Origin of the sequence: Serratia sp. CY83965 (assembly GCF_052166375.1) — a bacterium.
Lineage (GTDB): Bacteria > Pseudomonadota > Gammaproteobacteria > Enterobacterales > Enterobacteriaceae > Serratia > Serratia marcescens.
In genome coordinates, this window is the sequence record NZ_JBJNOV010000004.1 from 542,414 (window position 1) to 554,439 (window position 12,026).

At 59.2% G+C, this 12,026-nt stretch carries 11 protein-coding genes; 7 read left to right on the top strand and 4 right to left on the bottom strand.

Translation table 11 applies throughout. The annotated features are described in order from the left end of the window. Nucleotides 1-70: 70 nt before the first annotated feature. The 6 genes from ACJ8PL_RS13505 (at nucleotide 71) to oppF (ending at nucleotide 7,446) form a co-directional block, all read left to right on the top strand. A complete protein-coding gene (locus tag ACJ8PL_RS13505; protein ID WP_016927493.1) occupies nucleotides 71-1,708 on the top strand; it encodes an ABC transporter substrate-binding protein in 1,638 nt (545 codons plus the stop codon). Nucleotides 1,709-1,855: 147 nt separating this feature from the next. Further along, nucleotides 1,856-3,493, top strand: coding sequence for an oligopeptide ABC transporter substrate-binding protein OppA (gene oppA, locus ACJ8PL_RS13510; protein WP_016927494.1), 1,638 nt, complete (start codon nucleotides 1,856-1,858; stop codon nucleotides 3,491-3,493). Nucleotides 3,494-3,576: 83 nt separating this feature from the next. After that, the gene (gene oppB / locus ACJ8PL_RS13515) at nucleotides 3,577-4,497 is read left to right on the top strand and encodes an oligopeptide ABC transporter permease OppB (RefSeq protein WP_004932150.1); all 921 of its coding nucleotides are present in this window, start codon (nucleotides 3,577-3,579) and stop codon (nucleotides 4,495-4,497) included. A gap of 14 nt (nucleotides 4,498-4,511) precedes the next feature. Next, nucleotides 4,512-5,420, top strand: a complete 909-nt coding sequence (gene oppC, locus ACJ8PL_RS13520) for an oligopeptide ABC transporter permease OppC (RefSeq protein WP_004932149.1) — start codon at nucleotides 4,512-4,514, stop codon at nucleotides 5,418-5,420. A gap of 11 nt (nucleotides 5,421-5,431) precedes the next feature. Next, entirely contained in the window at nucleotides 5,432-6,448 is a 1,017-nt protein-coding gene (locus ACJ8PL_RS13525) for an ABC transporter ATP-binding protein (protein ID WP_016927496.1), read from the top strand. Further along, nucleotides 6,445-7,446, top strand: a complete 1,002-nt coding sequence (gene oppF, locus ACJ8PL_RS13530; protein WP_004932143.1) for a murein tripeptide/oligopeptide ABC transporter ATP binding protein OppF — start codon at nucleotides 6,445-6,447, stop codon at nucleotides 7,444-7,446. The genes ACJ8PL_RS13525 and oppF overlap by 4 nt, the downstream gene beginning before the upstream one ends. 73 nt (nucleotides 7,447-7,519) lie before the next feature. Here the strand turns inward: oppF and ACJ8PL_RS13535 are convergent, their stop codons facing one another. Together ACJ8PL_RS13535 and cls are read right to left on the bottom strand one after the other, a co-directional pair. After that, entirely contained in the window at nucleotides 7,520-7,843 is a 324-nt protein-coding gene (locus tag ACJ8PL_RS13535; RefSeq protein ID WP_004932139.1) for an HI1450 family dsDNA-mimic protein, read from the bottom strand. A 56-nt stretch (nucleotides 7,844-7,899) separates the two neighbouring features. Continuing rightward, nucleotides 7,900-9,360, bottom strand: coding sequence for a cardiolipin synthase (gene cls, locus ACJ8PL_RS13540; RefSeq protein WP_004932137.1), 1,461 nt, complete (start codon nucleotides 9,358-9,360; stop codon nucleotides 7,900-7,902). 242 nt (nucleotides 9,361-9,602) lie between these two features. Here cls and ACJ8PL_RS13545 point away from each other — a divergent pair, with 242 nt between their 5' ends. Then, a complete protein-coding gene (locus ACJ8PL_RS13545; RefSeq protein WP_025159792.1) occupies nucleotides 9,603-9,779 on the top strand; it encodes a YciY family protein in 177 nt (58 codons plus the stop codon). Nucleotides 9,780-9,824: 45 nt separating this feature from the next. Here the strand turns inward: ACJ8PL_RS13545 and ACJ8PL_RS13550 are convergent, their stop codons facing one another. After that, nucleotides 9,825-10,316: a Dps family protein gene (locus tag ACJ8PL_RS13550; RefSeq protein ID WP_004932132.1), complete on the bottom strand. Its 492-nt coding sequence runs from the start codon at nucleotides 10,314-10,316 to the stop codon at nucleotides 9,825-9,827. 200 nt (nucleotides 10,317-10,516) lie between these two features. Next, entirely contained in the window at nucleotides 10,517-11,989 is a 1,473-nt protein-coding gene (gene smfY, locus ACJ8PL_RS13555) for a multidrug efflux MFS transporter SmfY (protein ID WP_016927498.1), read from the bottom strand. Nucleotides 11,990-12,026: the final 37 nt, after the last annotated feature.

Here is a 12,026-nt window from a genome sequence, read left to right on the forward strand (position 1 = left end):
ATTTAGAATTCTTATAAACACTTCACAAACTTCGATAAGCGATGCTTGTCGGTGAAAAGGAGCCTCGATTATGCAGCAAACCCTGAAGCGCACTTCTTTGACCTTGTTGATTAGCGGCGCGCTGAGCGTCGGCGCCATAAATAGCAGTTTGGCGGCGGAAGTGCCGGCCGGCGTTCAGTTGGCGCAGCAGCAGAATATTGTGATCAACAACGGCAGCGAAGTGGCTTCATTGGATCCGCATAAGGTCGAGGGCGTACCGGAAAGCAATATCATTCTTAACCTGCTGGAAGGGCTGGTGAGCACCGACGCCAACGGGCATGTGGTGCCGGCGGCGGCGGCGAGCTGGGAAAACCAGAATTATCAGCAATGGACCTTCCACTTGCGCCCCGGCGCGGTGTGGAGCGACGGCAGTCCGGTGACCGCGCAAGACTTCGTCTACAGCTGGCAGCGTCTGGCCGATCCGAAAATCGCCTCGCCCTATGCCAGCTACCTGCAATACACCAAAGTCGACAATATCGACGACATCCTGACCGGCAAGAAGCCTCCGCAGACCCTCGGCGTCAAGGCGCTGGACGACCAGACGCTGCAGGTGACGCTGAGCGAGCCGGTGCCGTATTTCATCAGCATGCTGAGCCACACGTCGCTCAAACCGGTGAAACGCGCGGTAGTGGAGAAATTCGGCGATAAATGGACGTTGCCCGCCAACTACGTCGGCAACGGCGCTTACCGCCTGAAAGAGTGGGTGGTGAACGAGCGCATCGTACTGGAGCGCAGCCCGAGCTACTGGAACAACAAGCAGACGGTGATCAATCAGGCGACCTTCTTGCCGATCGCTTCCGAAGTCAGCGACGTCAACCGCTTCCGCAGCGGCGAGATCGACATCACCAACAGCGCGATCCCGCCGTACCTGTACGTCAAAATGAAGCGCGAAGTGCCCGAGCAACTGCACGTTAACCCTTATCTGTGCACTTTCTATTACGAACTCAATAACCAGCGGGCGCCGTTTACCGATCCGCGGGTGCGTGCGGCGGTGAAGATGACGCTGGATCGCGACATCATCGCCAACAAGATCATGGGCCAGGGGCAGATCCCGGCCTACAGTTTCACGCCGACCTTTACGGAAGGCGCCAACTTTACGCCGCCCGCGTGGGCCGGCTGGAGCCAGGAACAGCGCAACGCCGAAGCCAAGAAACTGCTGGCGGAAGCGGGTTACAGCGACGCCAAGCCGCTGAAGTTCTCGCTGCTGTACAACACCTCCGATCAAAACAAACAGCAGGCGATCGCCGCCGCGTCGATGTGGAAAAAGAACCTCGGCGCCGACGTCACGCTGCGCAATCAGGAGTGGAAGACCTCGCTGGAAAGCCGCCATCAGGGGCAATACGACGTGGCGCGCGCCACCTGGTGCGGGGATTACAACGAGCCCAGCGCGTTCCTGAACCTGGTGCTGTCCAACAGCAGCATCAATACCGTGTTTTATAAGAGCCCGGCGTTCGACGCCATCATGGCCGCCACGCTGAAGGCGCCGGATGAGGCCGCGCGCGCCGCGCTCTATCAGCAGGCAGAAGCGCAGCTGGACAAAGACTCCGCGTTGATCCCGGTGTATTACCGCGTCAGCGCGCGGTTGATTAAGCCGACGGTAGGCGGGTTCACCGGCAAAGATCCGCTGGACTATACCGACGTTAAAAATCTTTACATTATCAAGCAGTAAAAGGGGTATTCCTCTCGCTAGCTCGCGGAGGAATATAGGGAAGGCCGGCCGCCGCATTCGTTCCGCGGCGGCGGGAAACAGAGTCCGCTTACGGGCAACGCAGGTTCCACGAAGAGCCTGTGATAATAAAAACTGGAGTCGATAAGTATGACCAACATCACGAAGAAAACGCTCATTGCCGCCGGCGTCATCGCCGCGCTGGGCATCACAGCAACCACCTCCGCCTTTGCCGCCGACGTTCCTGCAGGCGTGCAACTGGCCGACAAGCAAGAAATCGTCAAAAACAACGGTTCCGAAGTGCAGTCGCTTGACCCGCATAAAATCGAGGGCGTGCCGGAAAACAACGTGACCCGCGATCTGATGGAAGGCCTGGCGAACAACAGCCCGGACGGTTCCATCGTGCCGGGCGTCGCGGAAAGTTGGGATAACAAGGATTTCAAAGTCTGGACCTTCCACCTGCGCAAAGACGCCAAATGGTCCAACGGCAAGCCGGTGACGGCGCAAGATTTCGTCTACAGCTGGCAGCGCGTAGTGGATCCGAAAACCGCGTCGCCTTACGCCAGCTACCTGCAGTACGCCCATGTGGAAAACGTTGATGACATCATCGCCGGCAAAAAAGACAAGTCGACGCTGGGCGTGAAGGCCATCGACGACCACACCTTCCAGGTGACCCTGAGCGAGCCGGTGCCTTATCTGGTTGAAATGACCCCGCACTATGCCATGAAGCCGGTTTACAAAGACGCGGTGGAGAAATTCGGCGAGAAGTGGACGCTGCCGGCCAACTACGTCAGCAACGGCGCTTACAAACTGAAAGACTGGATTGTCAACGAACGCATCGTACTGGAACGCAACCCGGAATATTGGGATAACGCCAAAACCATCATCAATAAAGTGACGTTCCTGCCTATTTCGTCGGAAGTGACCGACGTTAACCGCTACCGCACCGGTGAAATCGACATGACCTACAACAACATGCCGATCGAACTGTTCCAGAAGCTGAAGAAAGAGATCCCGAAAGAGGTGCACGTCGATCCTTATCTGTGCACCTATTACTACGAAATCAACAACCAGAAGGCGCCGTTCACCGATGCGCGCGTGCGTGAAGCGCTGAAGCTGGGCATGGATCGCGACATCATCGTCAACAAGGTGAAAAATCAGGGCGATCTGCCGGCCTACAGCTTTACGCCGCCATACACCGACGGCGCCAAGCTGACCGCGCCGGAGTGGTTCGGCTGGACGCAGGAAAAACGCAACGAAGTGGCGAAGAAACTGCTGGCCGACGCCGGCTACGGCCCGGGTAAACCGCTGACCTTCTCCCTGTTGTACAACACGTCAGACCTGCACAAGAAGCTGGCGATCGCCGCCGCCTCCATCTGGAAGAAAAATCTGGGCGTGGACGTGAAGCTGGTGAACCAGGAGTGGAAAACCTTCCTGGATACCCGCCATCAGGGCACCTATGACGTGGCGCGCGCCGGCTGGTGCGCCGACTACAACGAACCGAGTTCGTTCCTGAACATGATGCTGTCCGACAGCAGCAGTAACACCCCGCACTACAAGAGCGCCGAGTTCGACAAGCTGATGGCCAACGTGTTGACCGCGAAGAGCAAAGACGAGCGCGCCGAACTGTATCAGAAAGCGGAAGTTCAGCTGGATAAAGATTCCGCCATCGTTCCGCTGTATTACTACGTGAACGCCCGTTTGGTGAAACCTTACGTCGGTGGCTACACCGGCAAAGACCCGCTTGATAACGTGTACGACAAAAACCTGTACATCATCAAGCATTGATACGGTAAGAGCCGGCGGCGCAGGCCGCCGGCCCATGTTGAGAATAATAAGCCGTCATCAGGCTGTCGCACAGGGTTAGGGCAATGCTTAAATTTATACTTCGTCGCTTATTGGAAGCGATCCCGACACTATTTATCCTTATTACCATCTCATTCTTCATGATGCGCCTGGCGCCCGGCAGTCCATTTACCGGGGAACGCGCATTGCCGCCGGAAGTCATGGCGAATATCGAAGCCAAATATCATTTGAACGACCCGATCTGGAAACAGTACGGTCATTATCTGGCGCAGCTTGCGCAGGGAGACTTCGGCCCGTCCTTTAAATATAAGGATTATTCGGTCAACGATTTGGTGGCCAGCTCTTTCCCGGTCTCCGCCAAACTCGGTCTGGCCGCGTTTTTGCTGGCGGTGGTGCTGGGCGTGAGCGCCGGCGTGATCGCCGCGCTGAACCAGAACACCAAATGGGACTACACGGTGATGGGGTTCGCCATGACCGGGGTGGTGATACCCAGTTTCGTGGTGGCGCCGCTGTTGGTGCTGATCTTCGCCATCACGTTGAAATGGCTGCCGGGCGGCGGCTGGAACGGCGGCGCGCCTAAGTTCATCATCTTGCCGATGGTGGCGTTGTCGCTGGCCTATATCGCCAGCATCGCCCGTATCACGCGCGGCTCGATGATTGAAGTGCTGCACTCCAACTTCATCCGCACCGCGCGCGCCAAAGGCTTGCCGATGCGTCGCATCATTTTCCGCCACGCGCTGAAGCCGGCGCTGTTGCCGGTGCTGTCCTACATGGGCCCGGCGTTCGTCGGGATCATCACCGGTTCGATGGTGATCGAAACCATCTACGGTCTGCCGGGGATCGGCCAGCTGTTCGTTAACGGCGCGCTGAACCGCGACTACTCCCTGGTGTTGAGCCTGACCATTCTGGTGGGCGCTCTGACCATTCTGTTCAACGCGATCGTCGATGTGCTGTATGCGGTCATCGATCCGAAAATCCGTTATTAATCTGGAGCACGCGAATGATGTTGACTAAAAAGAACAGCGAAGCTCTGGAACACTTCAGCGAGAAGCTGGAAGTGGAAGGGCGCAGCCTGTGGCAAGACGCGCGTCGGCGTTTTATGCACAACCGCGCGGCGGTCAGCAGCCTGTTCATACTGGCGCTGATCACACTGTTTGTGGTGCTGGCGCCGATGCTGTCGCAATTCGCCTACGACGATACCGATTGGGCGATGATGTCCGCCGCACCCAGCGTTGAATCGGGGCACTATTTCGGCACCGATTCCTCCGGGCGCGATCTGCTGGTGCGCGTGGCGATCGGCGGGCGCATCTCGCTGATGGTCGGCGTGGCGGCGGCGCTGGTGGCGGTGATCGTCGGCACCCTGTACGGCGCGATGTCCGGCTATCTGGGCGGCAAGATCGACTCGGTGATGATGCGCCTGCTGGAGATCCTCAACTCCTTCCCGTTCATGTTCTTCGTGATCCTGCTGGTGACCTTCTTCGGCCAGAATATCCTGCTTATCTTCGTGGCGATCGGCATGGTGTCGTGGCTGGACATGGCGCGTATCGTGCGCGGCCAAACCCTCGGTCTGAAGCGCAAGGAGTTCATCGAAGCGGCGCTGGTGTGCGGCGTCTCCACGCGCAACATCGTGCTGCGGCATATCGTGCCGAACGTGCTCGGCGTGGTGGTGGTGTATGCCTCGTTGCTGGTGCCGAGCATGATCCTGTTCGAATCCTTCCTCAGCTTCCTGGGGCTGGGCACGCAGGAGCCGCTGAGCAGTTGGGGCGCATTGCTCAGCGACGGCGCCAACTCAATGGAAGTTTCACCGTGGTTGCTGCTGTTCCCGGCGGGTTTCCTGGTAGTCACTCTGTTCTGTTTCAACTTTATCGGCGATGGCCTGCGTGACGCCCTCGACCCGAAAGATCGTTAAGGAGTGCCACCATGAGCACCATTGAACATCCACAACTGCAAACCGCCGTCGGCGTTAAAGCGTCGCCGCTGCTGGACGTGAAAGATCTGCGCGTCACGTTCTCCACCCCGGACGGCGACGTGACGGCGGTGAACGATCTGAACTTCGATCTGCGCGCCGGTGAAACCCTGGGCATCGTCGGCGAATCCGGCTCCGGCAAATCGCAGACCGCGTTCGCCCTGATGGGGTTGCTGGCCAGCAATGGCCGCATCGGCGGTTCGGCCAAATTCAACGGCCGCGAAATCCTCAACCTGCCGGAAAACCAGCTCAACAAGCTGCGGGCCGAAGAAATCTCGATGATCTTCCAGGACCCGATGACCTCGCTCAACCCGTATATGCGCGTTGGCGAACAGCTGATGGAAGTGCTGATGCTGCATAAGAAAATGAGCAAAAGCGAAGCCTTTGAAGAGTCGGTACGCATGCTTGACGCGGTGAAAATGCCGGAAGCGCGCAAGCGCATGCGCATGTATCCGCACGAGTTTTCCGGCGGTATGCGCCAGCGCGTGATGATCGCCATGGCGCTGCTGTGCCGGCCGAAGTTGCTGATCGCCGACGAGCCGACTACTGCGCTGGACGTGACCGTTCAGGCGCAGATCATGACGCTGCTCAACGAGCTCAAGCGTGAGTTCAACACCGCCATCATCATGATCACCCACGATCTGGGCGTGGTGGCCGGCATCTGCAACAAGGTGCTGGTGATGTACGCCGGCCGCACCATGGAATACGGCAGCGCGCGCGAGGTGTTCTACCAGCCGAGCCACCCGTATTCCATCGGTCTGTTGAACGCGGTGCCGCGCCTCGACGCCGAAGGCGAAGCGTTGCTGACCATTCCCGGCAACCCGCCGAACCTGCTGCGGCTGCCGAAAGGCTGCCCGTTCCAGCCGCGCTGCCCGTACGCCATGGAACAGTGCGCGAGCGCTCCGCCATTGGAGCAATTTGGGGAAGGGCGCCTGCGCGCCTGCTTTAAACCGGTGGAGGCGTTGGTATGACAGCGGTAACCGACAAGAAAGTGCTGCTCGAAGTGGCCGATCTGAAAGTGCACTTCGACATTCATGACGACAAGCAGTGGTTCTGGCAGCCGCCGAAAACCCTGAAGGCGGTCGATGGCGTTACGCTGCGGCTGTTCGAGGGGGAAACCCTGGGCGTGGTCGGCGAATCCGGCTGCGGCAAATCCACCTTCGCGCGCGCCATCATCGGCCTGGTGAAGGCCACCAGCGGGCGCGTCGCTTGGCTGGGTAAAGATCTGCTGGGCATGAACGACGCCGACTGGCGCAAAACCCGCAGCGATATCCAGATGATCTTCCAGGATCCGCTGGCCTCGCTCAACCCGCGCATGACCATCGGCGAAATCATCGCCGAGCCGCTGCGCACCTACTACCCGAAAATGCCGCGTCAGGAAGTGAAGGACAAGGTTAAGGCGATGATGCTGAAGGTCGGCCTGCTGCCTAACCTGATCAACCGTTATCCGCACGAGTTCTCCGGCGGCCAATGCCAGCGCATCGGCATCGCGCGCGCGCTGATCCTCGAACCGAAGCTGGTGATCTGCGACGAGCCGGTTTCCGCGTTGGACGTGTCGATTCAGGCGCAGGTGGTAAACCTGTTGCAGCAGCTGCAGCGCGAAATGGGGCTGTCATTGATCTTTATCGCCCACGATTTGGCGGTGGTGAAACACATTTCCGATCGCGTGCTGGTGATGTACCTGGGCCATGCGGTGGAGCTGGGCACCTATGACGAGGTGTACCACAATCCGCAGCACCCTTACACCAAGGCGTTGATGTCGGCGGTGCCGATCCCGGATCCGGATAAGGAGAAGGAAAAGCAGATCCAGCTGTTGGAAGGGGAGCTGCCTTCGCCGATCAACCCGCCGTCCGGTTGCGTGTTCCGCACCCGCTGCCCGATCGCCGGGCCGGAGTGCGCCAAGACGCGTCCGCTGCTGGAGGGCAGTTTCCGTCATGCGGTTTCGTGCCTGAAGGTCGATCCGCTGTAATGCGCCGCTAGCCGGCAACAAAAAGCCCCGCTGACTCAGCGGGGCTTTTTTTATCCGAAATATGAGCGGCGAATCACTCTTTCCACAGAATGTGGCACAGCTTGTGGTCTTTCTCGCGGCAGATCAGCACGCGGGCGAACACGTCGTTGATCGGCTCGCCGTCGCTGTCCGCCAGACCGATCACCACTTCGGCGAAGAAGTCCGGGTTCAGGTCGTAATCCACGTGCTCGCTCCAGTCTTCGGAGGGGTCGTACAGCTCTGCGCCGCCGCGCTCTTCAAACTGCAGATTGAACAGCAGAATATCCGCCGGATCCAGATTGTCGCCGGCCAATTCGAGGAAAATGTCGTAGGCCTGTTCCAGCGTTTCGTCTTCGGTAAGGCGGTTATTCAAATCCATAAAAAAATCCTGATAACAAATGATTTGGCGTTATTAAAGCACGCTCGCCGCGGCTTTTACAGCAACGGGCTGAAAAAGTAGAACAGGCGTTCGACCAGGCGATGCCAGAACGGGCGCTTCAGCCACTCTTTGGCGTTTAACAGTTTGGAACGGGCGATATAGTCTTCCTGCACGCAGGCCAGATCGCTGCCGAAGCCGTCGTCATCGATCACCAGGGTGATCTCGAAGTTCAGCCACAGGCTGCGCATATCCAGATTGACGGTGCCGACCAGGCTGAGCTGGCCGTCGACCAGCACGCTTTTGGTGTGCAGCAGGCCGCCTTCGAACTGATAGATTTTCACGCCGGCTTCCAGCAGCTCGGAGAAGAACGCCCGGCTGGCCCAGCGCACCATCATCGAATCGTTGTCGCGCGGCACGATGATGCTGACCTCGACGCCGCGCAGAGCGGCGGTGCAGATGGCGTGCAGCAGATCGTCGCTCGGCACGAAGTACGGCGTGGTCATGATCAGCTGCTCGCGCGCGGAATAGACCGCGGTCAACAGCGCCTGGTGGATCATCTCCTCGGGGAAGCCGGGGCCGGAGGCGATCACCTGAATGGTATGGCCGCTTTCCTGCTCGAACGGCATGATGTTGACGTCCGGCGGCGGCGGCAGAATGCGCTTGCCGGTTTCAATCTCCCAGTCGCAGGCATAGACGATGCCCATCGTAGTGGCCACCGGGCCTTCCATGCGCGCCATCAGATCGATCCATTGGCCGACGCCCGCATCCTGCTTGAAATAGCGCGGGTCGACCATGTTCATGCTGCCGGTATAGGCGATGTAGTTGTCGATCAGCACCACCTTGCGGTGCTGGCGCAGATCCATGCGGCGCAGGAATACACGCAGCAGGTTGACCTTCAGCGCTTCGACCACTTCGATGCCTGCGTTGCGCATCATCGCCGGGTAGGGGCTGCGGAAAAATGGCAGGCTGCCGGCGGAGTCCAGCATCAGGCGGCAGTGTACGCCGCGCCGCGCGGCGGCCATCAGCGATTCGGCCACCTGATCGACCAGGCCGCCGGGCTGCCAGATATAGAACACCATTTCGATGTTGTGGCGCGCCAGCTCGATGTCGCGGATCAGCGCTTTCAACGTGTCGTCGGTAGTGGTGAGCAACTGCAGCTGGTTGCCCTTGACGCCGTCGATGCCCTGGCGGCGGTTGCACAGCTGGAACAACGGTTCGGCGACTTCGCTGTATTCGGTGGCGAAGATGCGGCGGCTCTCTTTCAATTCCTTCAGCCAGCGCGCGGTCGACGGCCACATGGCCTTGGCGCGCTCGGCCCGGCGCTTGCCCAGGTGCAGTTCGCCGAACGATAAATAGGCGACGATGCCGAACAGCGGCAGAATATAGATAACCAGCAGCCAGGCCATGGCAGAGGGAACCGCACGGCGTTTCATCAAAATGCGCATCGTCACGCCGGCGATCAGCAGCCAGTAGCCGAACACCATGAGCCAACTGATTACGGTATAAAATGTTGTCATAAAGGCGAAAAATCCCGTTCGCAAACCACCAATGATGAGTGTACGCACAGATCGGGCAAGGCGAAACCTTTTATCGGCGCTTATGTTACATAAATATGATGAAGTTAAGGCACTTGCCGAAATTGAAAGGGCGGCTTTTGCCCGCGTGGCGTTCGCTGTGCCGCCGATAACGGCGGCTTGGATCGCGGGCGGAAAGGGCTATAATGCCCGCGGTTGGCATTAGACGAACGAGTGACGGAATTATGAGACGCAGTAGAAATGAAGTGGGCCGCTGGCGCATGTTGCGGCAGAGCCAACGTCGGCGGCATCGCTGGCTGGAACGCCAGTCGTGCAGCAATCGCCATATTATCCGGGTGCGGCGGCGCCTGGACGATCAGCATCGGCGCGCGCTGCTGTTTGCGGTATCCTGCGAGTGGTAAAACGAAAACAGTCCCGTGAGGGACTGTTTTGTTATGGCGTCTGAGTTATTTGCCCAAATAGGCGTTGAGCATCCAGACCTGTTTTTCCTGCTCTTTGATGTAATCGCTCATCAACGACGCGGTGCCTTCGTCGCCAGCGTCTGCCGCCACCGTCAGCAGCTCACGCTGCTGTTGCAGCAAGATTGAATACCCTTCCAACAGGCCGCGCAGCGTACCCTTATCATCGGTCACGTTGGTGTGTTCCTTGATGTCGGCGGTTTTCAGATAATCGCTGAAAGCGTGACGCGGCTGCGAGCCCAACGTCAGAATACGTTCCGCCAGCTCATCCACCTTGGTCAGCAGATCGTTATATGTCTCTTCGAATTTCGCGTGCAGTTCAAAGAACTGCGGGCCGGTAATGTTCCAATGATAGCCGCGCACGTTCATATACAGCACCTGATAGTTTGCCAACAGCGCATTCAACGCTTCGGCGAGTTTTGCCGATTGTTTACTGTCAAGGCCGATATGGGTTTTCGCTGCTTTCTTTGCCGTTGCCATAATAATCTTCTCCTGATTATTTGTTCCGATAGTAGACAGAATCAATTTCCATAGCTGTTACAGTAACCGGATTTATCGCAGGGTTAAATACGATAACAGGCATTATTGCCATCGCTCAAACCGATGACGATAAATCCGTCGAGCAAATTGCCGAATCAGTTTACGCAGGTTCCGCAGGCGAAAAAAGTCGCTTTTCTCGGTTACTTGCGCAGCGCCAGTTTTACCACACCTGCGCCCAGCGCCATTAACAGCGCGGCGGCGATCAGTACCGAAATAAAGGCGCGATCAAAGGCCAGACGCGCCAGCTGCGTCAACTGCTGCGCGCGATCGGCCGCCATTCCGGCCGCCAGGCGCAACGCTTCGTCGATGCTGTCATAGGCTAAATCGCTGACCGGCAGCGCCGCCGGCAGCGCCAGGCTGTGACTGTAGACCGCCGTCATCAGCCCGCCGAGCAACGTCACGCCCAGCACGCCGCCCAGCTCGTAGGAGACGTCTTCGATAGATGCCGCCATGCCGGATTTCTCCTCCGGCGCGTTCAGCATGATGGCGGTGGAAGCGGCGGTGATCACGCCGCCGAGGCCGAAGCCCACCAACGCCAGGCTCGCCAGCTGCGGCGCTATGCCGCTCTGATAGAACAGGGCGAGGCCGGCGATGCCGAAGGCGGTCAGGGCGAAACCGCCGAGAATGATGCTGCGCTCACCGTAGCGCGGCAGCAGCAAACCGGCCATTGGCCCCGCCAGCGCCGAGGCCAGCGGGATCGGCAAGATGAACAGCGCCGCCTGCAGCGGACTGAGGCCGAGCACCAGTTGCAAGCGTTGGCTGAGCACCAGCTCGACGCCGATCAGCGCCACCATCGACAGCAATGCCACGCCGATGCCGCCGGCGAACAGCCGGTTGCGGAAAAGGGAGAAATCGATCATCGGGTGGGCGCTGCGCTGCTGACGACGCACGAACAGCGCTAGGAACAGGGTGCCGATCAGGGCCGCTGCGAGCAAGGCGCTGACGTCAGGCGTCGGCTTGCTCAATTCCTTCAGCGCATAGATAGCGCCGACCAGGCCTATCATGATCTGCACCGAGCCGATGATATCGGCGGGGCGCGGGTTATCGCCGCCGCAGCGCGGGATCAGTTTCCATGCCAGCGGCCAGACCAGCAACACCACCGGCACATTGATCAGGAACACCGAGCCCCACCAGAAATACTCCAACAGCAGGCCGCCGACCACCGGGCCGATGGCCGCGCCGCCGGAGGCCACCGACGCCCAGATGCCGATCGCCAGCGCGCGTTCGCGTTCGTCGGTAAAGACGTGGCGTACGATGGACAGCGTGGCGGGCATCATCATTGCCGCGCCAACGGCGAGGAATACCCGCGCGGCGATCAGCCACTCGGCGGTAGGCGAGAAAGCGGCGCACAGCGACGCGACGGCAAACACCGGCAGCCCGGCGAGAAACAGCCGTTTATGGCCGATGCGATCGCTCAGCATGCCGGCGCCAGGCAACAGACCGGCCACCACCAATGGGTAGGCGTTGACGATCCAGAGCTTTTGCGAGGCGCTGGCATCCAGCGCCTGGGTTAAACGCGGCAGGGCGGTATATAACACCGTCATATCGATGACGATCAGGAACAGGGCGCTGGCGACCATTGTCAGGATTAACCAGCGGTTCTTGGCGTACATAAGTCATAATCCAGTTAACGTGGGCGGCGCGAAGGCG

Coding starts and splice junctions, on each gene's coding strand:
- ACJ8PL_RS13505 (WP_016927493.1), top strand. CDS start 71: ATGCAGCAAACCCTGAAGCGCACTTCTTTGACCTTGTTGATTAGCGGC.
- oppA (WP_016927494.1), top strand. CDS start 1,856: ATGACCAACATCACGAAGAAAACGCTCATTGCCGCCGGCGTCATCGCC.
- oppB (WP_004932150.1), top strand. CDS start 3,577: ATGCTTAAATTTATACTTCGTCGCTTATTGGAAGCGATCCCGACACTA.
- oppC (WP_004932149.1), top strand. CDS start 4,512: ATGATGTTGACTAAAAAGAACAGCGAAGCTCTGGAACACTTCAGCGAG.
- ACJ8PL_RS13525 (WP_016927496.1), top strand. CDS start 5,432: ATGAGCACCATTGAACATCCACAACTGCAAACCGCCGTCGGCGTTAAA.
- oppF (WP_004932143.1), top strand. CDS start 6,445: ATGACAGCGGTAACCGACAAGAAAGTGCTGCTCGAAGTGGCCGATCTG.
- ACJ8PL_RS13535 (WP_004932139.1), bottom strand. CDS start 7,843: ATGGATTTGAATAACCGCCTTACCGAAGACGAAACGCTGGAACAGGCC.
- cls (WP_004932137.1), bottom strand. CDS start 9,360: ATGACAACATTTTATACCGTAATCAGTTGGCTCATGGTGTTCGGCTAC.
- ACJ8PL_RS13545 (WP_025159792.1), top strand. CDS start 9,603: ATGAGACGCAGTAGAAATGAAGTGGGCCGCTGGCGCATGTTGCGGCAG.
- ACJ8PL_RS13550 (WP_004932132.1), bottom strand. CDS start 10,316: ATGGCAACGGCAAAGAAAGCAGCGAAAACCCATATCGGCCTTGACAGT.
- smfY (WP_016927498.1), bottom strand. CDS start 11,989: ATGTACGCCAAGAACCGCTGGTTAATCCTGACAATGGTCGCCAGCGCC.